The organism is Bacillus sp. JJ1521 (assembly GCF_036965165.1).
Classification (GTDB): domain Bacteria; phylum Bacillota; class Bacilli; order Bacillales; family Bacillaceae_L; genus Ferdinandcohnia.
In genome coordinates, this window is sequence record NZ_JBALOX010000034.1 from 18,483 (window position 1) to 40,127 (window position 21,645).

The 21,645-nt window shown below is 38.0% G+C and carries 20 protein-coding genes; 12 read left to right on the forward strand and 8 right to left on the reverse strand.

Annotated elements, in window-relative coordinates; genetic code table 11:
- Nucleotides 1-29: 29 nt before the first annotated feature.
- Nucleotides 30-425, reverse strand: coding sequence for a cytosolic protein (locus V7147_RS06270; protein ID WP_335366999.1), 396 nt, complete (start codon nt 423-425; stop codon nt 30-32).
- A gap of 159 nt (nt 426-584) precedes the next feature.
- Here V7147_RS06270 and V7147_RS06275 point away from each other — a divergent pair, with 159 nt between their 5' ends.
- From V7147_RS06275 to V7147_RS06290, 4 genes are all read left to right on the forward strand, one after another.
- A complete protein-coding gene (locus V7147_RS06275; RefSeq protein WP_335367000.1) occupies nt 585-1,535 on the forward strand; it encodes an ABC transporter permease subunit in 951 nt (316 codons plus the stop codon).
- Nucleotides 1,532-2,413 carry an ABC transporter permease gene (locus V7147_RS06280; RefSeq protein ID WP_335367001.1) on the forward strand — a complete coding sequence of 294 codons (882 nt, stop codon included), beginning with the start codon at nt 1,532-1,534 and terminating at the stop codon, nt 2,411-2,413. Before V7147_RS06275 ends, V7147_RS06280 begins: the two co-directional genes overlap by 4 nt.
- Before the next feature lie 92 nt (nt 2,414-2,505).
- Complete coding sequence (locus V7147_RS06285) at nt 2,506-3,216, forward strand: YwmB family TATA-box binding protein (protein WP_335367002.1); 711 nt, start codon at nt 2,506-2,508, stop codon at nt 3,214-3,216.
- 136 nt (nt 3,217-3,352) lie between these two features.
- Complete coding sequence (locus tag V7147_RS06290; protein WP_335367003.1) at nt 3,353-4,225, forward strand: EAL domain-containing protein; 873 nt, start codon at nt 3,353-3,355, stop codon at nt 4,223-4,225.
- An 18-nt stretch (nt 4,226-4,243) separates the two neighbouring features.
- On the opposite strand, the gene V7147_RS06295 is transcribed toward V7147_RS06290, so the two are convergent.
- Nucleotides 4,244-5,230, reverse strand: coding sequence for a GGDEF domain-containing protein (locus V7147_RS06295; protein ID WP_335367004.1), 987 nt, complete (start codon nt 5,228-5,230; stop codon nt 4,244-4,246).
- Nucleotides 5,231-5,467: 237 nt separating this feature from the next.
- Between V7147_RS06295 and V7147_RS06300 the strand changes: the two genes are divergently transcribed.
- On the forward strand, nt 5,468-5,986 hold the full coding sequence (locus tag V7147_RS06300) for a YbaK/EbsC family protein (protein WP_335367005.1): 519 nt from the start codon (nt 5,468-5,470) through the stop codon (nt 5,984-5,986).
- 102 nt (nt 5,987-6,088) lie between these two features.
- Nucleotides 6,089-6,418 carry a hypothetical protein gene (locus V7147_RS06305; protein WP_335367006.1) on the forward strand — a complete coding sequence of 110 codons (330 nt, stop codon included), beginning with the start codon at nt 6,089-6,091 and terminating at the stop codon, nt 6,416-6,418.
- Nucleotides 6,419-6,445: 27 nt separating this feature from the next.
- On the opposite strand, the gene V7147_RS06310 is transcribed toward V7147_RS06305, so the two are convergent.
- Nucleotides 6,446-7,234, reverse strand: coding sequence for an HAD family hydrolase (locus tag V7147_RS06310; RefSeq protein WP_335367007.1), 789 nt, complete (start codon nt 7,232-7,234; stop codon nt 6,446-6,448).
- A gap of 94 nt (nt 7,235-7,328) precedes the next feature.
- On the opposite strand from V7147_RS06310, the gene V7147_RS06315 reads away from it, so the two are divergent.
- Complete coding sequence (locus V7147_RS06315; RefSeq protein ID WP_335367008.1) at nt 7,329-9,032, forward strand: DUF2207 domain-containing protein; 1,704 nt, start codon at nt 7,329-7,331, stop codon at nt 9,030-9,032.
- 122 nt (nt 9,033-9,154) lie between these two features.
- On the opposite strand, the gene V7147_RS06320 is transcribed toward V7147_RS06315, so the two are convergent.
- Entirely contained in the window at nt 9,155-10,531 is a 1,377-nt protein-coding gene (locus V7147_RS06320) for a Glu/Leu/Phe/Val family dehydrogenase (RefSeq protein ID WP_438824558.1), read from the reverse strand.
- A 218-nt stretch (nt 10,532-10,749) separates the two neighbouring features.
- Here V7147_RS06320 and V7147_RS06325 point away from each other — a divergent pair, with 218 nt between their 5' ends.
- Nucleotides 10,750-11,688 (forward strand): ATP-grasp domain-containing protein, encoded by a 939-nt coding sequence (locus V7147_RS06325; protein WP_335367010.1) that lies wholly within the window; start codon nt 10,750-10,752, stop codon nt 11,686-11,688.
- Nucleotides 11,689-11,882: 194 nt separating this feature from the next.
- Nucleotides 11,883-13,586, forward strand: coding sequence for a methyl-accepting chemotaxis protein (locus V7147_RS06330; protein WP_438824561.1), 1,704 nt, complete (start codon nt 11,883-11,885; stop codon nt 13,584-13,586).
- 30 nt (nt 13,587-13,616) lie between these two features.
- Here the strand turns inward: V7147_RS06330 and V7147_RS06335 are convergent, their stop codons facing one another.
- The 3 genes from V7147_RS06335 to V7147_RS06345 all read right to left on the reverse strand — a co-directional run bounded on the left by V7147_RS06335 (nt 13,617) and on the right by V7147_RS06345 (nt 16,885).
- Entirely contained in the window at nt 13,617-14,768 is a 1,152-nt protein-coding gene (locus V7147_RS06335; RefSeq protein ID WP_335367012.1) for an MFS transporter, read from the reverse strand.
- A gap of 141 nt (nt 14,769-14,909) precedes the next feature.
- Nucleotides 14,910-16,061 (reverse strand): coiled-coil domain-containing protein, encoded by a 1,152-nt coding sequence (locus V7147_RS06340; protein ID WP_335367013.1) that lies wholly within the window; start codon nt 16,059-16,061, stop codon nt 14,910-14,912.
- Between the two features lie 404 nt (nt 16,062-16,465).
- The gene (locus tag V7147_RS06345; protein WP_335367014.1) at nt 16,466-16,885 is read right to left on the reverse strand and encodes an acyl-CoA thioesterase; all 420 of its coding nucleotides are present in this window, start codon (nt 16,883-16,885) and stop codon (nt 16,466-16,468) included.
- Between the two features lie 101 nt (nt 16,886-16,986).
- Between V7147_RS06345 and V7147_RS06350 the strand changes: the two genes are divergently transcribed.
- The gene (locus V7147_RS06350; protein ID WP_335367015.1) at nt 16,987-18,042 is read left to right on the forward strand and encodes an AbrB family transcriptional regulator; all 1,056 of its coding nucleotides are present in this window, start codon (nt 16,987-16,989) and stop codon (nt 18,040-18,042) included.
- A gap of 276 nt (nt 18,043-18,318) precedes the next feature.
- Here V7147_RS06350 and V7147_RS06355 read toward each other — a convergent pair whose 3' ends face one another.
- Nucleotides 18,319-18,795, reverse strand: coding sequence for a DinB family protein (locus tag V7147_RS06355; protein ID WP_335367016.1), 477 nt, complete (start codon nt 18,793-18,795; stop codon nt 18,319-18,321).
- A gap of 155 nt (nt 18,796-18,950) precedes the next feature.
- Here V7147_RS06355 and V7147_RS06360 point away from each other — a divergent pair, with 155 nt between their 5' ends.
- Nucleotides 18,951-19,595, forward strand: a complete 645-nt coding sequence (locus V7147_RS06360; RefSeq protein WP_335367017.1) for a LytTR family DNA-binding domain-containing protein — start codon at nt 18,951-18,953, stop codon at nt 19,593-19,595.
- Nucleotides 19,596-19,930: 335 nt separating this feature from the next.
- Nucleotides 19,931-21,442, forward strand: coding sequence for an acetyl-CoA hydrolase/transferase family protein (locus tag V7147_RS06365; protein ID WP_335367018.1), 1,512 nt, complete (start codon nt 19,931-19,933; stop codon nt 21,440-21,442).
- Nucleotides 21,443-21,645 lie beyond the last annotated feature (203 nt).

A 21,645-nucleotide genomic window follows, 5' to 3' on the forward strand; every position in this document is an offset into this window, starting at 1 on the left:
GGGCGCAAATACGCCAAAGTGTATTTGATTTAAATTGATCGCTTTGCGTCTTCAACTATATGGTATAGCAGGTGGGCAAGGTGATGGATTGGTCCATACTCTTGCTCTTCGTCCTCCGATTCCTCATCTGAGAATTCGAGGTCATTGAGGTACAATGCCATAAATTCATAAAAATCCTTAAGTTCAAATGAGAAACAGTATGTAGGATCTTCTCTTTCTTCTTCATATTGCAGGGCAAGGTAATGTAAATTCCCTTCGGCATCTGCACCATCGAAAAAGACAAAAAAACCAATGTTCGTATCGAGCTCAAATAGGTGTCGGGTGCCACCTTCCGTTACTCGATTAAAATCCTCTTCATCAAGAATATTGACTTTCATTGCTTCAACCGCGTCTTCTTTGTGAAACGAAACATTCATTGACTTCATTATTACACCTCCTAGGTATCTTCTTTAGACTCTACAGAAAAAAGAAAACAAAATCAAATGCGTAAAGGAAAAACTATTTCAATATAGTTGTTAAACTATTCGTAATTTAGTAGACTTTATTTATATTTCTAATTTTTGTAAATGAAACGGAGAAGTTCAATGAAAACTGCATTCCTAAAAATAGTATGTAAGCAACTGGCATTGTGGTGCATGACAACCATTCTGCTATTGATTATTATATTTATTCCTCGAGATGTCATATATGAAACTAGTAAATATGGTGATGTACAAAAAATTGTATATGACTATAGTGTGGAACAACATGTTAGTAACATTAAAGAGTTTTTTGTATTTCTACAAGAAAACCATGGTTTAGGCGATTATTCTGATGGGGATACGGTTGAGTCACATGTGTTAAAAACCTCAGGAAGAAGTCTTTTGATAATAATTCCAGCTATTTTTATCGGTTTCTTTTTAGGAATCATAAAAGGGGTTTTTGATTATTTTACAAAGAAGAATAAAAAGCTTGGAGTAGGAAGTGGCATAACTTGGTTTATGTTATCCGTCCCAGACCTCTTTTTTATGATTGGGCTCCAACTTCTACTCATGTTTTTATATGAGATTGGACTGTTTCCACATGTTGATTTATATGGACATGAAAAACTAGAAAATATCATTGTATGTATTCTGTTTTTGGCGATTTATCCGTTATTTCTGATCGCCAATATTACATATACAAGTCTTGTTGAAGAGGAAACGAAGGATTACATCCGAACTGCAAAGTCAAAAGGAATTTCACACTATAAAACGATTGTGTTGCATATGTTGAAGAACGCCTTGCAGAAAATCAATGTAAACAGCAATACGATGACATTGTATGTCTTATCCAATTTATTTATTGTAGAATTTCTAACAAACTATCGTGGGGCTGCCATTTATTTTTACAAGGCAATCGCCTCTCCACAAAGATTTGTAGAAGGAACAAATTTTAATGTGAACACAAATAGTGCAGTGGGATTTGTGCTAGTGTTTACTCTTATTATCCTGCTTTCGAATTTATTTTTTCTATTAATAAGTCATAGTGTATCACCGAAAGGAAAAGAAGCATGAAGAATCCATCACTTACTATTGGAACACTGATCTTAAGTCTTATTGTATTAATGGCTATTGTGGGTCCGTATCTCCCGTTTATTGATGAGGAGTTAACAGAGCATTTATATCTTAAATATGAAGATGGAACAATGGTAATGCCTCCGTTTCCACCATCAAAGGAATTCCTATTAGGAAGTGACCGACAAGGTGTTGATTTGTTAAGCAGGCTTGTCATTGGGACTCGCGAAACACTACTTGTGATCTTTAGTGTGGTAGCCATCCGGTTGCTGATTGGCGCCTTTTTGGGAATGGGTGCCTTTTATTCACAGTTTCTTAAAGTGGTTTTGAAAGTTTGGCATCAAGTATTTTCATATATTCCCTCTATTTTTCTTCTTGTCATGATTGTAGGGATTCCTTTCTTTTTGTACTCGCCGCACCGACCATATTGGTTTATTCTTATTTTGGCTTTAATAGAGGTTGGTAGAGTAGGGGATGTCATTTTCAAATATGTGAGTGACATAGGGGCTAAACCATTTTATGAAGCGGGTATTGTTGCTGGAGGTACTCCGTTTCGTTTATCTCGACGTTATTTATATCCAAATATAAAATCACAAATGATAACTCTTATTGCGAATGAGTTAGGGCGAACCTTGTTTCTCATAGCCCAGCTAGGGGTTGTTGGCATTTTTATCAGTGTTTCATTCGAAAATGATGCATCCGGTACATATTATGCCGTAAACACCTCGGATTCCTGGCCATTGATACTTTCAACAATTCTAAATGATATGTGGGGTGTGAAAATCGTTCCATTCAGTGCGATTTTCTTAATTGCGATTACGGTCCTATCGTTCTATTTAATTGGTAATGGGCTTGTAAAGAATATAAATAAAAGATGATGAAGGCAAGCATCCGTATATTACAAGAATAATAGTTTTGAGGTATAGATATGAAAAACCTTGGCTATCCTTGTTAAAGAGGTGAGAGACGGATGAAGTTATCAATTGCACTAATCTTATCAGTTGGAATACTAGCGGGGTTTTTCTCAAATAATGAAGCTACCGGGGGAAATGATCTTGAAGATATAAAAATACTGGTAGATCAAAATAACATTGAAATTGCATCATGGATGGCTTTATCACGCGGCAATATTGGACAGGCAAATGATGTTAATGATATGAAGAATCAAATTGACCAATTCATGAGTAATCATGATTCATATAACTGGAAAAAAGTCCTTGAAGAAGAAAATAGCCATTATGTATGGCAAGGGCAAAAAGAGAACGAACAAGGAATTACAGAGTCAATTAAGCTAAAAGCATATAAATCAGGTGGAAAGTACGAAATTGCAATTACAAATGAAGCAAAAGGTACAAAGATTACCGAGGAGCAGATTAATTGGATTGGCGAAACCTTCGAGGATAGCAAAACCTTTTATTCAATAACAGGTGTTATGTCGTCTAAGGAAAACCAATTGGGCGATATTGCGGAAAAGATTGTTGAGGATGCACAAGCGGTGGCAGTGGAACATCTACAAGAGGAAAAATTTGTTTCGGTTTCAGCATATTCAAAGACGTTTGAATCGGAGTTAATGACGGCGAAGCAGGAAAAAATTAATCTGCAGATCGGTCTGAGAGCAAACATTGGGAATAATGAAATTGATGTAACAATCGGAACACCGATTATTACGATTGAATACTAGAAGTGAGTGGCTTAGAGTAATCTCCAAGCCATTTTTTCTTTACAAAAAGTTTACATAATCTTATCGTTCCAAAGAAAGCTCACACTTTATAATAGAGATAGGCAGCATGTTAATTTTGTACAAAAGGTAGGAGCCCATGAAGACAAACCATATACGTAATCTGATACAATTTCTTGCTTTCTTAAAAAAGAAACGGGGCACATTATACCAAGAATATAAACGAGATGAAGAACTGAAGACACTCATGCATAAATCAAAAGTAAAAACAGTGTTTCAACCAATACTCTCACTTGAGGAAGGTTCTACTATAGGCTTTGAAATATTGAACAGACCTGAAAGCACAGTACATTTTCCAACAACGGATACATTTTATGATTATGTAGGGGAAAGCTCATATGTAGTTAAGGTAGAACAGTTCTTACGAAATCTTTCGATTGAACGGTTTGCGGAGCAGGTGAAAAACCAAAAGGGTTATGGAAATCCGCTTGTATTTCTTAACATTCAAACACAGGTATTGGCAGATCCTTGTTGGCGGAGTGGAATCACAATGGAATTACTCCAAAAACATAATCTATCCCCAAACCAAATTGTATTAGAGTTAACAGAAAAGCAGTCTGTTAAAAATTATAATCAATTTAAAGAATTGATTGAGCATTATCGAGAGCAAGGCTTTCGAATAGCGGTAGATGATGCGGGGACTGGATATAATAGCTTGCAGACCCTTGTATACCTTAAGCCTGAATTTATTAAGCTTGATAAGTCACTTATAAGGAAAATACACTGTCATCGAGAGAACCAGCACCTAGTGAAGCTTTTGGTAAAATATGCGACACAGGTAGGAACGCAAATTATCGCTGAAGGCATTGAAACAGCTGAAGAGCTTGAGTTTTTGCAAAGTATAGGAGTTCATATGGGGCAGGGGTTTGCACTTGGCAGACCAAATCAAAAGCTGCAACAAGGAAGTATGCCTAAAGTAAATATGCATCATCAAATAGCGTTATCTTTATAAGAGAGAAGGCCCTTGTTTTCAAACAAGAGTCTTCTCTTTTGTTTCCTCTTCAAAATCGTCTAATGTACGATAGACGCTGTATTTTATTTTTTTGCAGTAGCTTTTAACCTTTGCCGAATCCAAGCTTAATTGTTCAAGTGATTTAATGGTTCTATTTTTATTTTGAACAATTGCTATTGAGATACTTGCCAAAGGTAATTTATCGAAGACTCCCTGCCTATTTACTCCAGTTACATATCCTTTTAATATATCCTCCTGTGAATAGAAACTCCTAATTGAGTCAGTAAAGCGTGCAATAATGTTTTCGCATATGGCACGATAATGATGATGTGGTATGGTAGCAATAAAATCGTCTCCACCAATATGTCCAATGAAAGAGGGGCCATTTTCTGTGGTCATGATTGCCTCAGTAAGGATTACCGCCGTTTCTTTAATCAATTCGTCACCCTTTGAAAATCCGTATGTATCGTTAAAGGCTTTAAAGGAGTCAATATCGATATATAATACACTAAACTTGTTATATGTTAGGACCTCTTGCAAGGTTTCTTTGATTACATTATTACCAGGTAATCCGGTTAATGGGTTCGAGTAGCGAGCGTTTTTTATCTGAATCTCCGCGAGTTTCATAATTAGTTCGCGGATGCTAACGGTTCCATATAGAGTTTTTTCCTTTGTTACAATCACAACATCATATAAATGCTCTAATTTTCGACTCATTGCAAGAGAACTTACTTCCGTTAAAGTTAAACGATAGTCCACGATTAAAATTTCTCGGTCCATGACTAAATCGATAGTACGTTTCATAAAAAGGTCAAATCCATATTTAGTGGAGAGTCTTTGAAAAAAATGAGTTTTCATTACCAGCCCTACCGGTTGTCGGTCTGAGCAAACGACTATTCCCTCAATGGCGGTCTCTTTTTCAAAAATCGTATATACTTCCTCACATTTTGTTGAAGAAGACACAATGAAACTCTCTTTTGCTATTTCTCCTATCACAATGTCCATTTAATAGCCCATCTCCTATACATTATTTTTCTTGATGCATTTCAAAATAGGAATAGAGAAATAATACCAATTACCTATAAATAGACTATCAGTCCCCTATTAATAAATTAATGTAACAACGTTAATATTTTGTAAATAAAGTATTAATTCCCAAGTGGGGTCTCTAAGCGCATTTTTTGATTTTTGTAAATCTTATGCTAAATTAATAGGATAAACTTCGAAGAGAGGATGAATGAAATGTCGCTAGAGAGTGTAAAAGAGCATTTTAAAAAATGGAATCGTGAAAAGGATGTCATGGAGTTCGAAACGGTCAGTGCAACAGTTGAACAGGCAGCTGAAACAATCGGTGTTGCTCCCGAACGAATTGCGAAGACTCTTTCCTTCCGCGGAGAAGGGGATGCAGCCATCTTAGTGGTGGCGGCGGGTGATGCGAAAATTGATAATAAAAAATTCCGCCATACCTTTGGCTTTAAGGCGAGAATGCTGTCTGCAGAAGAAGTAGTTGAGCAAACTGGACATGTGATCGGCGGGGTTTGCCCATTCGGACTGGCAAATAATCTAGATGTATATTTAGATGAATCAATGAAACGTTTTACAACCGTGTTTCCGGCTTGCGGAAGCATCAACTCTGCAATCGAATTAACATGTGACGAGCTTTTCCAATATGCCGAAGCGAAGGAATGGGTCGACGTATGTAAAGGCTGGAGATCTGAAGAGGTAGCTGAGAAGATTGCGGTACATAATGAAAAACACTAAATGATGAATTCCAATCTCTAATGGAACAAAACGAACCCGCCTAACATATTCTACTTTGTAGGCCCAGATAACAAGAATTATTAGGCAACAGGAGGGTTACAAATGTTTCATGCAAGGTTGGTTCAATATACATTAGGAACGGGACAGAGATTAATCGCAGAGAAGCTGGCAAAAGAATTTGATAAAATAAGTAGAAGCTTAGTGGGATTTAGAGGAAATGTCTATTTTTTCGATGATTCCTCTGGTGAATATAGGGTGGTAAACTATTGGGATACGAAGCATGATGCCCAGGCCGCCCATAAGGTAATCTCTCCAAGATTAGAAGAAGTGTTACAGAATTATTCAGATGAGAAGCCTGCTTATCGATTTTTTGAAATATTTGATGCGATTGACGAGGGAGAAATCATCTCATCCCATACAATTACGAAATGAAAAAGAGCTTGACTTCAAGCTCTTTTTTTAATCTACCAAACCAATCGATTTTAATCCGTTGTACACCCCGGAGTTCTCAACATCTGTTGTTTTGTATTTTGAATAGGAAAACAATTCAGGATTGGCGTTCCCCATTGCAAATCCCGAACCAACGGTTGACAGCATTTCTTTATCATTCATTCCATCTCCAAACGCTGCTGCTTGTTCAGGCAAAAGTTGTAGTGTTGCCAACACGGCTTTAACAGCAACTCCTTTGTTGACCTTTTCACGAATCACATCGCGACAGTTTTTCATGCCTTCTACATTTACAGATGAAAGATGGATTTCATGAATATGTTCGAATTTCTTCTCAGCATGTTCCTGGGTAGTGATAATGGTTGAGCCTAAAATTTCATCTTTTTGATTTTCGCTGTACAGTGCATTCTTTTGTAGATGAAACGTCTTTATGAAGTCTTTTACAATCTCTGATTCCATACTAGTGAAAATATTTTTATGTTTAGTATACAGGACAATATCAAAATGATTTTCCTTTGTCGTTTTTAAAAGGTTGTCGACTAAACTAGATGGGAGGGGTTCGTTAAAGAGAGTTTCGTCGCGATGTATGGCAAATGCCCCATTGTATGCGATATAGGATGAAATCGAAAGCTCATCACCAATATCTGTAATTTCATGGAGGGGTCTACCCGTAGCTAGAAACACCTCAATTCCTTTTTCCTTAAGCAGGGAAACTGCATTTTTTGTTGATTCTTGAATCGTATCATCTGGTCGTAAAATCGTTCCATCTATATCAAGAAAGACAATTTTTATATCAGGCATTTGTTTTCTCCTTTTTAAAGTAGTATATCATGTTTTAGTTTGAAACCTGATTGGACCTTTATTCGTATATATAAGTATGAAGGAGGGATCGGATATGCGAGGGAAGATTGGTGGCCTTATTTTTTTATTAGTATTTTTATTTGTTTTTCCGATTCAAGGGTTTGCAGTCGATTATTGGATCAATGATGTGAAAACGGATGCGTACTTGCAAGACGATGGAACTGTTAACGTTACCGAAGCCCATACATACGAATTTGATGGTAATTTTAACGGGATTACTCGAACTGTCATTCCGAAAAAGGGAAGCTCGATAAAGGACTTTTCGGCTTCTGAAAATGGGAAAGTATTGCGAGTTGAAAAGGAAGACGACCTTTATAAAATCCATCGTAAGGGTAAGGATGAGACCATTACAGTCACACTTACTTACACGATTGAGAAAGGCGTGGAAATCTATCAGGATGTTGCACAATTTTATTGGCCATTTTTTGATAATCGAAATGAATCAACCTATGAAAATTTAGTAATCACAGTTCATCCACCACAATCGACAAGGAATGTGATTGCGTTCGGCTATGATGAGGCATTTCAAAAGGAAATGGTTCAGTCGAATGGATCTGTTGTTTTTCATTTTGGAGAGGTTCCAAGTGAAACAAATGGTGATATTCGCACTGCCTATGATGTTAGTTTGTTTTCTGGGGCGACCTATGTGACCGCTGAAAAGTCAATGAAAGAAGAAATTATAAATGACAAAAACGAACTGCTTGCAAAAGCAAAGGACAGAGCAGAGAAAAGAGATGCTCTTTCCAAGGTAGCGATGGTGTTAGTTCCGTTATTTACATTACTCTTTTTGGTATTAGTTGCTCGAAATCGGATGGCAGAAAGAGCAAAGGTCGCAGCAGTAAAACGCGAAATGACAAATCCAGGATCACTTCCTAAACAGGAGCTAAGCATGCCGGCAACTATATTCTTTACCAACCATAACTATCTTCCACCAGGACAATCGATGGCAGCTGCGCTACTTGATTTGGTGAGGAAAAAGATGGTCAAACAAGTTTCAGAAGAAAGGTTTCAGCTCGTGAATAAGGCGGGAGTTCTACCACATGAAAGCATTTTAATAGAGTGGTTATTTGAAAAGATTGGTCAAAATGGCGAGTTTAGTTTCTCGGATCTAAAAGCCTATTCAAAAAACAAAAAGAACTCTGAAAAATACTCAGGCTTCCAAATAAAATGGGGGGAGGCTGTTCGAAACGAAGTAAAGGAACGCAACTTCTATGAGGATAAGTCAAAGTTCAAATTATTTCTTGGTTTATTGAGCATTGTGCTCGTTCCATTTTTATTTATGTTCCCAATGTATGGGTTATTTGCATGGTTTGTATTAACCTTGATTTTGTTTGGCGGAATCATTGTTTACTTGATTGCCTACCGTCCGAAAAATATGGAGGGTCTGCGGATTTACCATGAATGGTTGTTGTTTAAGTCAAGTTATAAGGCTTTGACGCCAGATGAATGGAAAAAATGGTCCGAGGATGACCAGATGCGGGCATATATTTACGGGCTTGGCATGGGGGATAAGGGAATGAAGAGGCAGAATGAGGATCTATTATCTGCACTTGCCCCAGCTTATTTCAATGATTCTGCCGGGTTTTACCCATATTCGATTTACTCATTTGGAGATGTCGGACCAAGCGCATCCGCCGAATTCAATTCTGCGAATGAGTCCATTGGAAGCGGCAGCAGCTCTAGCAGCAGCAGTGGCGGTGGAACTGGTGGAGGCGGAGGGGGATCAGGTGCATTTTAGTTGGGTGAACTAGGTGTACTAGATATCTCGGCTGGATGAAGACTGTTTAGCGGGTATAGTATTTCCGAAAAGTCCTTCATCAAAAAATGCGGCAGCCAATCAGGCTGCCGCTTTAACTTTCCTTAGTACAATTTCCCCTGGCGATGCAAGACAGTCGAGAGTCTCATCACAGAATGAATATAACAATTTTGTCTTAACGTGAAAGTATCACCGAAGAATGCTGGTAATATAGAGTCCAAAGTACCTTTCATTTTCTTAAACAGCTGACTAAAAACTTCTTCCTCGGTATAAAATTGAGTTTCACGACCTTGCAACCACTCTAAGTAAGAAACGATAACCCCACCTGCATTTGCAAGAATGTCCGGTACAATGAGGACACCTTTATTACTTAAGAAATCATCAGCATCCTTTGTAATAGGGGCATTCGCACCTTCGACAATAATCGGGGCTTTAATTTTTTCCATATTATCTGTACGAATTTGGTCCTCTAAAGCAGCCAGAATGAGAGCATCCACTTCGAGGTATAGAATCGCGTCACGATCTAAGATTTCCGCCTTCACTCCTGCAATAGCCAGCTCCTCGTCTGATACTGGAAGATCTCCTTTGTTTCCTTTTGTGTATTCCACGAGAGATGGAATAATTAATCCGTCCTCATTAAATAACGTGACATTCCGGTCGCTCACCGCCACAACTTTATTTTGCAGATAAGAGCACTGATACGCTTCTAAAGAGGTGACCGAACCAACATTTCCAAAGCCCTGAACAGCAAGCTTCATCGGTTTATTTTCATATTCCGCAACTATTTTTGCAAAAGTATTACCAGATTGAGTGAGAACGTTTTTTTGGTTCTGAAGAAAATCATGAAACAAATAACGGAAGGTAAAATATACACCTTTCCCAGTTGCTTCGCGTCTTCCTAATGAACCACCATTGACCACGCTTTTTCCTGTAAAGCTACCACGATATGGCGTGCCAGGACGGATACTTTTGTATTCAGCCATCATCCAGTCCATCTCGCGTTCACCTGAACCAACATCTGGTGCAGGGATATCTTTATCTGGGCCGAGACTATCGGCAAAATAACGAACATATTTTTGACAAATCAAATGAAGTTCTTTTTCAGATAATGTTCGCGGATTAACAACAAGCCCACCTTTTCCACCACCAAAAGGAACATCATGAAGAGCATTTTTTAATGTCATCAGGGATGCAAGATTAATCACTTCATCCTCATTTACTGTTTCATGAAAACGAACTCCACCTTTGTAGGGACCTAGCGCATTGTTATGCTGAACGCGGTAGGCTGGAATTCGAACCACCTGACCATTTTCTAACGGGATTCTTAAAAAAGACTTATGTACATGATTCGGAGTTGATAATATGGAGGCTAATGAGGTAAAGGCTTGCTCCCGGGTTTCCCCAGTTAATTCAGGAATAAATGTGTCATCCTTCATTAACGCATCTAATGATTTTTCGACAATCTGCTTTGTTTTATTCAATTCCATTCCTCCTTATACTTGAGAGCGTTTCCGAATAAATTGTAACATGTGGACAAGTATTGTGTCCCACCATATGTTTTTAATTGGCGATTCTGGAAGGGGAAGATGAATCTTGGATCCAACAATGAACTGTTTCTACCGTCCTTTTTGATTGCACTTCTTTAATTATTCAAATATGATAAAACAAATGAGATTAATAGGAATTGAGGAGGCGTATGATGTCTAAGAAAATATACATTATTCACGAAAATGAGGAGTGGACTGTTCATTTAACAAAACGTTTAGATGAGTTGCAGCTTCCATATGAGGGTTGGCATCTTGATAAAGGGATTATTGATTTAACATCTGAGCCACCAAAAGGTGTGTTTTATAATCGCATGAGTGCCTCCTCGCACACAAGAGATCACCGCTTTGCTCCCGAATTGACAGGTGGAATTTTAGACTGGTTAGAGTTCCATAATCGTACTGTTTTTAATGGGAGTAATGCATTGCGTTTAGAACTTAGTAAAATAAAGCAATACACAGCACTTGAAGCAAATGGGATTCGCACTCCGAAAACGATTGGGGCAGTGGGGCATGAAAAGATCATTGAAGCAGCTGAAAAACTAGGGAAAGCGCCTTTTATCACAAAACATAATCGGGCAGGAAAAGGTCTTGGCGTTCAATTATTTCAATCTGTGGAATCGTTAAAAGCATATGTGAATAGTCCCTCATTTGAAGAGCCTGTCGACGGGATTACGCTCATTCAAGAGTATATCCAATCATCAGAATCCTATATTACAAGAGCCGAATTTGTTGGCGGTAAATATGTGTATTCTGTACGTGTTGATACTTCAGAAGGTTTTGAGTTATGCCCAGCTGATGCTTGCCAGATTGGAGATCTGTTTTGTCCTGTAGGGGAAGAGGTAGAGGTACGTCCTAAATTTGAAATCGTAGAAGATGTTGACACAGAATTGATAGCGCGTTATGAAGCCTTTCTAAAAGCTGTAAAAATCGATGTAGCTGGCATAGAATTTGTGAAGAATGCTGTTGGTGAGGTTTTCACTTACGATGTTAATACAAACACAAACTACAATTCGGATGCCGAAGCAAAAGCAAGTAAATATGGAATGCTTGAGCTTGCAAGATTTCTTGGAGAAGCTTTAGCCAGACAATAAGTTATTACCAGAGCCACAGGGCTGTCCCTGTGGTTCTTTTTATTGGACCAAGAGGTCGGATTTCGACAATTTTTTGAGTATAAAAAAATATCGAAAAATATCAAATTGTGTGGTAAAGTGTCGATATATAGAATTGGAATCATACCATAGGGGGAAAAGTTGTGAAAAACTGGCGGCATAGCATCACGATTAAAATGATGGCTTTATTGACTGTTATTATTGTTGTTTCCGTTTCCATAATTGGAGTAACTAGCTATTATATAGCTAAAGATCAATTAATAAAAGCCGGAAAACAGGAACTGTACCACATCGTTAATAGCGCGTTTGCAACATTGGAAGCGATTAATCAACAGATAGAAAAAGGTGACCTGACCTTAGATGAGGGCAAGGAAGAAGCTAGAATCCTATTGAGTGGGCCAAAGCTTGAAAATGGGGAGCATGACTATAAGAAATCTCATTTTCTATATAAAGGAGAAGGGTATATCCTGGGTTATGATGCAAATTATTCTTCTCAAGTTCACCCTAGCAATCCAGTTGGAGATATTCCAGAAAATACAACGAATCGTGAACTGATGGTTAAAGGTTCACTCGAAAAGAATATAGAAGATCGTTATGTATATTTTGATGATTTTAATAATGAACTAGGAGTCACAAGGAAAAAAATCACGTATATGGAGCATTTTGAACCTTGGGATTGGTATATAGGCTTAACTGTTTATGAAGATGAATTTTTTGAAGGGTTGTCAATTGTTAAAACGATTATTTTAATAGGTACCCTTGTTATTATTATGATAAGTATAGCAGTATTTTATATAGCAATGAGAAAAAAGATGGCATTATTAAAAGAAGTTACGACTGCATCTATAAATATTGCAGATGGGAAGCTTCATGTTACTAATTTGGTAGAATCAAAGGATGAAATAGGTCAACTTGCGAAAGCATATAATACAATGTCCTTTCAATTACGTCAATTATTGGAAAATGTAAAAAACACAAGCTCTTATCTACTAGACTCTGCTACTGAGCTTTCGGCGGTATCTGAACAAACGCTAGCAAGTAGCGATGAAATCGGTACTGCTATATCGGAAATTTCTAAAGGTACGCAAGAGCAAGCCTTTGATTTTGAGAACATTAATCAAAGTGTAGAAACACTAACTCAATCAATTGGTTCAATGAATCAACAGAGTAATATTATCAGGACAGTGACTAATAAATCACAGCAGCTATCTACTGAAGGAACTGAAATTGTTGCATCTTTGAGACAATCAAATGCTGATTCTTTAACCGCATCAGAGCAAATTAATACTGGAATTATAAGCCTCTATAACAAGACACAAGAGATTCACCATATTATGGAGACGATTGAGAGTATTGCAGCTGAAACTAATTTACTTGCATTAAATGCAAGTATTGAGGCGGCTAGAGCAGGTGAGCATGGAAAAGGATTTTCCGTAGTTGCAAATGAAATAAGAAAGCTGGCTGAGCAATCTAAACAAGCCACGTATCAGGTTAGAGGGGTAGTATCAACTATTGCAACCGAAACAGAAAAAACAGTTGAAATAGTTAAACAGACAATGATCTCTTCGAATAAATTAAATGACGATGTAATGGAAACGGAGGATAAGTTTAATCAATTATCACATTCAATTACTGAAACAGTTTCCGCCCTAATGATTCTTAACGGTGAAATTGATAACATTACTAATCAAAGTCTACTGATAAATGACGGAATTCAAAATACATCTGGCGTGTTTGAGGAAACAGCAGCATCAGCTGAGGAGATAAGTTCTTCGATTGATGAACAAAGCCATGCAATAGGGCAGGTAGCAAAATCCGCAGAGCAATTAAACAATTTAAATAAAGAATTGAATGATATGTTGAGTAGGTATCAACTTTAGAAAGAGAAAGGGTAGCATAAATTGCTACCCTTAGTTTGTTTTCACTGTATAGATTTTAAATAGAATAAACGCGACGGCCGACAGGAATATACCTGAGACATAAGGTAAACCCATTGAAACCGAGTAGAGCATGCCGCCTAAAATAGGCCCAAGGATTCTTCCGAGTGAATCGAAGGAAGACAATAATCCTGTGACACTTCCATGTCCAGTTTTGGAACGCTTTGTTAATAAAGCTGAAACTGCAGGACGAATGATACCATTACCGACACCAAAAATGGTCAAGTAAATCGCAGCTGTAGGGAAATCCTTCGTAAATAAAATAAGGAGGAAACCTAAGGCCGACACGAAAATTCCAATTTGAATGACAAAGCCTTCACCAAAGCGTTTGGTCAATCTACCAACTAGCCCACCTTGAACAATCGCTCCAGCTAGTCCCATGATCATAAAAATATAACCAAGTTCCGTTGTCCCTAATCCGGCTTTTTCAGCGGCAAAGTAGGCAAAAGTAGCCTCCAGCCCTGATAGGGATAATGTGATAAATAGAGAAAGGAAAAATAGAACGGATTCCGGACCGTTAAGTGCTTTTAAGAGACCTGTTCTTTTTCTTCCTGTATGGTGTCGTTCCTCTTTTGACAATGATTCTTTAAGAACCAACATTACTAGGAAAAAAGTAAATAAGGATAAGGTTCCTGCTATGTAAAAAGGCATCTGTAAGTCAGTTTTTGAAAAAATACCCCCAATCGCTGGTCCGAAAATAAATCCTAGACCAATCGATGCACCAATGACTCCCATTCCTTTACCACGGTCTTCCTCAGACGTAATATCAGCAGCATACGCCATCACGGTTGGCATATTTGCGGCTGAAAGGAAGCCCCCAATGATTCTAGCTGCAAAAAGCATCCATAGATCTGTAGATAAGGCCATTAAAAAGAATGAAACGGCAAGACCAAAAATACCAATCATCATAACAGGCTTACGTCCAATCCGATCGGAAATTCTTCCCCACATAGGTGCAAACAAGAATTGCATTAAGGAATAGACAGCCATGAGTAGTCCTAATTCAGTTGGTGAAGCACCAAGGTCTTCTGCATAAAAGGGTATAACAGGAATAATGATTCCGAACCCGACATAAACCAAAAACATAACGGCAAATAAAATAGGTAACGCTTTTTTTGTCTCCAAAATGTGTCACTCCAGTATGATAGCTTACCTTCCTATAATAAATTAAATGAAGACAATTTGCGAGTCGTCAGGGGAGATTACAAAAAATATTCAACAAAAAAAGCATCTTCGTGATGAAGATGCTTTCGAAGAGTCTTTCTATTACATAATACGTCTTACGTGACCGGTAAATGCGTCACTCCAGTATTTACTATTCATATCAGCAATGGCAACACCTGTTGAACTTTGAGAACCAATAAATTTACCGCCGCCAATGTAAATTCCAACATGGCCGTCTGTTTTATACGTATTAAAGAATACGAGGTCTCCAGGTTTCATATCACTAACTGAAACAGCAGTACCTTGGGTTCTTAATGCACTTGTGCTAGAACCGACACTAACGCCAGCTTGTGCAAATGCCCAGTGAATAAAGCCTGAGCAGTCAAAACGTCCGTTTGCAATATCAGAGGCACTTCTTCCAGCACCAAATACATATACGGAGTTTCCAATGTATTTATACCCAGCATTAATAACTGTGCTGATTGAACCCGACACCTTTGGTGTTGAAGTTGGCACTGCAGCAACAGAAGCAGAAGTAGTTGCAGTTGCAGTAGATGTAGAAGCAACTGTTGCTGTAGTAGTGCTAACTGCAGGTGTTGCAGCTAACATACTTGCACGAACTTCTTCAATATCAGCTAAGGTTTTTTGTTCTTTAGATTTAAGAGCTGCTTTTGCTGCATCGTTTTGAACTTTTTGGTCTTCAATTTGACCCTGCATGGCTACCAATTCTTCTTTTTTATCTTGTAATGCGGTTAGTGTTTCTTGAATGGTGTCTTGTTTTTCTTTTACTAGATTGATAGCTTGTGCTTGATCGTCAATTATTTTTTGATCAGCTTGCATAATTGTGGATACTGCACTAACACGGTTGATAAAATCAGAGAAGTTTTGTGCACCAAAAATTACATCCAGGTAGCTGATTGTTCCACCAGATTCCTGCATCATGCGAGCACGCTCTTTAAGAATCTCATTACGAGCTTCAATTTCTTTATTTAGTTGGTCAATCTCAGCTTGAAGAGTATGTACTTGCTCTTCAGACTTTTTGATTTCAGCTTCTGTTTGAGCAATCATTTTTTTATTTTCTTCAATTGCTTGGTCTACTTTTGCAATTTGCGAATTTAATTCTTTTAATGCATTTTGTGTTTCTGAAAGATCACCTTGAAGTGAACTCAATGTATTTGCGCTAGTTTGTATTGCGTATGGAGAAAATGCACTTAGCATTAATGTGGCACTTAAAGTTACGAGTGTCTTTTTCAAAATAATTCCTACTTTCTTACTAATCTACTTAGCCTATTACGTAGTTATTTACTTTCCTATATTATCATATATTTCTATGAATTTCTCCATTTGTCGCGAAATTGTTACATTTTGTTATAATTGTAATGTTTTAAACCCTAGTAAAATCAAGGATGGTAATAAAGTAACTACATTTTATGTCGAAAAATAATTGTAATATAAGAAATATTTTTGATGGATTTGTGGAGGTTTTATCCTACTAAAGTAGGGTTAGAAGGCATTCAGGTCCATTAGGAGAATAGAGGTATGGGATTGCATTATTGAACTAATGCTAGATTAATATGGATATCCCTTTGGAGTGTAAAGAAAAGGCGCTAAACAACATTTGCTTAAAATAATATGTTAAATAGCGCCTTGTTTTCTGCCTATATACCTTCGAACTCTAGTATTCTATTTTTTATGTCAAAAGGTATAGGTGCCGACGTTTTTGTAACATTATTGTAATTTACTTGTATTGTTTCTGCCTCAAGCAGAACGTCATCGTCTCGTGTTATGATGTTAGTAAGAGTAAGGCTGGAATTACCTAATTTTTTTACCCGAACATAGACATTAATAAGGTCATCAAGTAATGCTGGTTTTTTGTACTCAATTGTACTTTTAACAAGGACCGGTTCAAATTGGGAAGAATGTGGATTTTTAAGCCAATCAGGACCTAAGATTTCGCGCAAATACTCGGTGAAGCCGATATCTAAATATGTAAGATAATGCGCATTAAAAACAATTTTTTGCCCATCGATTTCAGAATATCTGACACGGATGGTATGCGAGAAATTAAAATTTTCCATGTGGGATCTCCTCCTTTTCATAGAGAATATATTCTGCAAATGAGGAAGTTATCCTGCATACATTAAAAGTAGAGAGATTAAAGTGAAAGGTCGAACATATAATGAAATTTTCTCAGAACAGAGGGTTAATAGAGTCCTATTTAGTTGCGGGAATTGGGGGAGTGCTGTTTTATTTCCTCCATTTTCCGATTCCCTGGGTTCTCGGACCAATGGCATTTATGATTTTATACAAAACGATTACCCATCGAAAATTGATTGTGTCAGCACGGTTGTATAACGTTGGGCTTGCAACACTAGGAATCTATTTTGGATTATCTTTTACTAAGGAAACTTTTATTACGGTATTACCATATATCATCCCGTTTTTAATAACGACCATTTTGCTACTAACAGTTAGTGTGGTCAATAGTTTTTTTGTGACCCGGTTTATAAAAATTGATCCGATGACAAGTGTGTTCGGCTCTATTCCAGGTGGACTTTCTGAAATGGTAGCAGCAAGCCATTCACTAAAAGCCAATTCAGCAATGGTGACCATTTTTCAAACGGTTCGTTTGTTAACGGTCGTATTTATGGTTCCATTCATTGTGACCCATTGGTTTATCGCGGGTGCAGGAAATTCATATGCTATAACAAAGAATATCAGCAATGTGCCGGTTTACGCATATCTATGGTTTGGCTTGGCCTTTATAGCAGGGTGGCTCCTCCGAAATAAACTACCGGCAGCTTACGTCATTGGCCCCCTTGCGGTCACAGCATTTCTCGGTGTACTAGGGGTTGGGTTGCTAAGTATTCCACCGTGGTTTCTTATTCTTGCTCAAATTACAGTTGGGATGAGAATGGGGAATAATATCAATTTGAGAGACTTAAAGATTGGTGGAAAGTATTGTGGGGTTTATTTTGTGTTGACCATTTTTTTAGTGGCAATCTCTTTTGGGTTCGGTTATATTTTTGCTATTTTCTCAGATTTAGATTTACCGACTGCGATCCTAAGCCTATCACCAGGAGGGCTAGTTGAGATGGTGTTAACGGCGACAGCTATCGGAGCAGATCCAGCGGTGGTAAGTTCGTTACAACTCATTCGTCTATTATTCATCATTTTAATCGTTCCAAGTTTTTTAAAATGGATGTTTACGAGGAAAGAAAAAGCAGTCGCATAATGAAATGGGCGGTTCAAACAAACGTTTGATTGAAGACGGAAACCCTTGTGTGGCAAGGGATGTGGTTTAAACAAGTGTTTGTTTGAAAAAGGCATAAACGCCGTTTTTTTTGTAAGCAAAAATTCAAACAAACGTATGAATGAAAATTGAAACCTTTGGGCGCCAAGGGATAGACCGCTAAACAAACGTTTGATTGAAAAATATTATGTCAACTAAAATTTTGTTTAAGGCAATAAAAAGGAGCCGACTAAAAAATGGCCCCTTTTGTGCTATGAATTAAGCTCCCCATTCCTCTTTTGAAGGACCGTAAACGCCAGGTACCTTCAATCCAGCCTGACGCATTAAGATTGTCATTTGACCCCGGTGGTGGATTTGGTGGGTAATCATCATTCCAAGTACCATAGCAGCAGGCATTTGATGACCAAACACGTCTTTTATTTCTTTCAATGATTCATCATTCCATTGTGCCTTGATTGCAGAAACTAAGTTCTCACTTGTTGTGCGATAGCTATCTGCCATTTCCTTAGCACTAGTAGGTACTTCTTCGCCATTTGCACCTTCAAACTCTAGTCCTGCGCTTGAAAGAAATAGATGAAGTGAAGTCACAACATGCCATGTAAGCTCACCTAATGTACGATGGCCAGGTGCAACAGCTTGTGATAATGAATCATCTGTTAAAGCTTCTAGAATTTTTTGTGTTCCGTCACTTTCATGATTCCAGTCCTGTAAAAATTCTTCAAGTGTATGGTACATATGTAATCCTCCTAAAATGTTGTTATTACCATTATACTTCATATACAATAAAAAACACTTTTAAACCCTTTAATTAAGAAGTTAATGTTTTATCTTATAATTACTTGTAAAATAGAATAGGAATTCTAGATTTAACCAACAAAGGATGTTGACGTGTGAAGGATATAACAATTGGCTCTCTCTTAGATGTGATTGGGGAATTGTTTTCAGACGAAATTTCAATAGCGGTCTCCAATACAAAGGAATATATTTATTTTCGACCGAGTAAACGAATTGATTTAAAAATAAAACCTGGTGATGAAGTAAAAGAAGGGACCATTGCCTATAAAGCGATTACCTCCAAACAAAAAGCCTCTGAATTTATTAATCGGGATGTATTTGGCATTCCCTATCATGGAATGGCAGTACCCTTTTTTCATGGTAATGAGCTAGAAGGATGCGTAACAGCGATCTACCCTGCATTAACCGATGGAAAATCGGTAGTAACCGTGAAATCTCCGGATGGCTGGGTTCCCATCCCATTTTCTGACTGTCTGTATCTCGAGGCGAAGGATAAGAAGACCCATGTGTACACAAATGGCTTTTCCGGAACACATAAATACTCGCTACAGGAATTCGAATATACATTACCAAAGGACTTTTTTATTCGATGCCATCGCTCGTTTATCGTGAATGTCCATCAAATAAAAGAAATCCATCCTGATACTCATTCGACGTTCGTACTCGAAATGAAAAATGGCGCAAGGGTCCCGGTCAGCCAAAACTATTCCAGTTATTTTCGAAAACTGTTGGGTTTCTAACTTTTATTCAGTAAAGCCCGAATAAAAGTTAGAAGCCTCCGGCGGATGCCACAGATTTTCAAAGGAAACTTTTCGCTTAAGATCAAAGACTAAGAACGCCACATCCTGTGGCAACGTCTTTGTGACCCATTCCGTATGGGCCTAAAAAATCTCGGCGCAAATACACCAAGGCGTATTTGATATGTCTTGCTGGAAAAAGAACAAATCTTCTGCTTTGGGGATTTGTTCTTCTTTTTTATCTGAATTTATTGTTCTTTGCTCCTGAAATCCCTGTTCATATGGAGATATTAGGTAAAATTATCTTAATATTCAATTTCATAAGGGGGATGGGAGAAATGAATAACAAACTAGATCGCATTAAGGATACCCGTCTGCATGGCCGTGTTGTAACACCGGAAGAAGCGGCAGAATGGATTCAAAACGGTATGACGTTGGGACTTAGTGGCTTTACACGTGCGGGTGATGTGAAAGCGGTTCCAATTGCACTTGTAAAACGCGCTGAGATCGAACCTTTAAAAGTAAACGTATATACAGGAGCATCATTGGGTTCTGATGTTGATAAATTATTTGCGGAAGCAGGCATTTTAGGAAAGCGCTTACCATTTCAGGCTGATCCAACTATGAGAAATGGAATTAATGAAGGGGATTTCTTATTTGTAGACCAGCATTTATCACATACATCAGAATTAATTCGTTCAAAAGTAATGGATGTCGACGTTGCAATTTTGGAAGCGGTTGCGATAAAAGAGGATGGCTTAATTATTCCAACAACTTCAATCGGGAACTCTTTAACGTTTGCACAGCATGCAAAATCAATCATTGTTGAAATTAATCTTGCACAAACAACAGAGCTTGAGGGAGTTCACGATTTATATGCACCTGGAAAGCAGGGAGAAAGAGATCCGATTCCATTATCAAAATCAGATGACAGAATTGGTCTACCTGGAATTAAAGTGGATGTTGAAAAAATCAAAGGTATCGTGTTTACAGACCAAACAGATTCTCCATCGACAATCGTGCCACCAGATGAAGAAACAGAAATCATGGCACAGCATCTATTAACATTTTTACGTAAAGAAGTTGAAGCGGGCCGTTTAACGGAGAAGCTTGCGCCATTACAATCTGGTATCGGCTCTGTGGCAAATGCAGTTCTTCACGGTATGCTTGATTCTGAGTTTACAGATTTAGAGGTTTACTCTGAAGTACTACAGGATGCGGTATTCGACTTAATGGATGCTGGTAAAGTGAACTTTGCTTCCTGCTGTTCCATCACTCTATCAGAAGAAAAAATGAAAAAGGTATTTGCAAACTTTGACGAGTATCGTGATCGTTTGATCATGAGACCACAGGAAATTTCAAATCATCCTGAAATCATTCGCCGTCTCGGACTCATTTCCATTAACACGGCACTAGAGTTAGATATATACGGTAACGTGAATTCGACACATGTATTAGGCACAAAAATGATGAATGGAATCGGTGGTTCCGGTGACTTTGCTCGTAACGCACGCCTTGCGATTTTTGTTACAAAGTCAATTGCCAAACGCGGGGACATTTCAAGTATCGTACCATTTGTATCTCATGTAGACCACACAGAACATGATGTTGATGTTATTGTAACAGAGCAAGGATATGCAGACTTACGAGGGCTTGCACCAAGAGAACGCGTAGAATTATTAATCGAGAACTGTGCACACCCTATGTACAAACAACAGCTTCGTGACTATTACGAAGAGGCACTAACAAGAGGCGGTCAGACACCGCATGTATTAGAAAAAGCATTCTCATGGCATACAAACTTTGCCCAAACCGGAACCATGTTACAAAGAGAATTAGTGGAAGCTTAAGTATTTATCGTGACCGTATGAAGAGGGGATTCTTTATACGGTTTTTTAATTCTCACTGAGAACAAAATCTATACGACTTATTACGCCCGAATGCCTCTAAGATTCAAAGCAACCGATGAAGGACATTCGATCGTTGCATTACTGCCGTTCAGTCCTTCATCCCGCTGATGAAGGACATTCAATCGTTGCATCATTGCCGTTCA

Bases quoted from the DNA above. Each gene is read 5' to 3' on its own strand.
- V7147_RS06270 (WP_335366999.1), bottom strand. From the start codon at position 425: ATGAAGTCAATGAATGTTTCGTTTCACAAAGAAGACGCGGTTGAAGCA.
- V7147_RS06275 (WP_335367000.1), top strand. From the start codon at position 585: ATGAAAACTGCATTCCTAAAAATAGTATGTAAGCAACTGGCATTGTGG.
- V7147_RS06280 (WP_335367001.1), top strand. From the start codon at position 1,532: ATGAAGAATCCATCACTTACTATTGGAACACTGATCTTAAGTCTTATT.
- V7147_RS06285 (WP_335367002.1), top strand. From the start codon at position 2,506: ATGAAGTTATCAATTGCACTAATCTTATCAGTTGGAATACTAGCGGGG.
- V7147_RS06290 (WP_335367003.1), top strand. From the start codon at position 3,353: ATGAAGACAAACCATATACGTAATCTGATACAATTTCTTGCTTTCTTA.
- V7147_RS06295 (WP_335367004.1), bottom strand. From the start codon at position 5,230: ATGGACATTGTGATAGGAGAAATAGCAAAAGAGAGTTTCATTGTGTCT.
- V7147_RS06300 (WP_335367005.1), top strand. From the start codon at position 5,468: ATGTCGCTAGAGAGTGTAAAAGAGCATTTTAAAAAATGGAATCGTGAA.
- V7147_RS06305 (WP_335367006.1), top strand. From the start codon at position 6,089: ATGTTTCATGCAAGGTTGGTTCAATATACATTAGGAACGGGACAGAGA.
- V7147_RS06310 (WP_335367007.1), bottom strand. From the start codon at position 7,234: ATGCCTGATATAAAAATTGTCTTTCTTGATATAGATGGAACGATTTTA.
- V7147_RS06315 (WP_335367008.1), top strand. From the start codon at position 7,329: ATGCGAGGGAAGATTGGTGGCCTTATTTTTTTATTAGTATTTTTATTT.
- V7147_RS06325 (WP_335367010.1), top strand. From the start codon at position 10,750: ATGTCTAAGAAAATATACATTATTCACGAAAATGAGGAGTGGACTGTT.
- V7147_RS06330 (WP_438824561.1), top strand. From the start codon at position 11,883: ATGATGGCTTTATTGACTGTTATTATTGTTGTTTCCGTTTCCATAATT.
- V7147_RS06345 (WP_335367014.1), bottom strand. From the start codon at position 16,885: ATGGAAAATTTTAATTTCTCGCATACCATCCGTGTCAGATATTCTGAA.
- V7147_RS06350 (WP_335367015.1), top strand. From the start codon at position 16,987: ATGAAATTTTCTCAGAACAGAGGGTTAATAGAGTCCTATTTAGTTGCG.
- V7147_RS06355 (WP_335367016.1), bottom strand. From the start codon at position 18,795: ATGTACCATACACTTGAAGAATTTTTACAGGACTGGAATCATGAAAGT.
- V7147_RS06365 (WP_335367018.1), top strand. From the start codon at position 19,931: ATGAATAACAAACTAGATCGCATTAAGGATACCCGTCTGCATGGCCGT.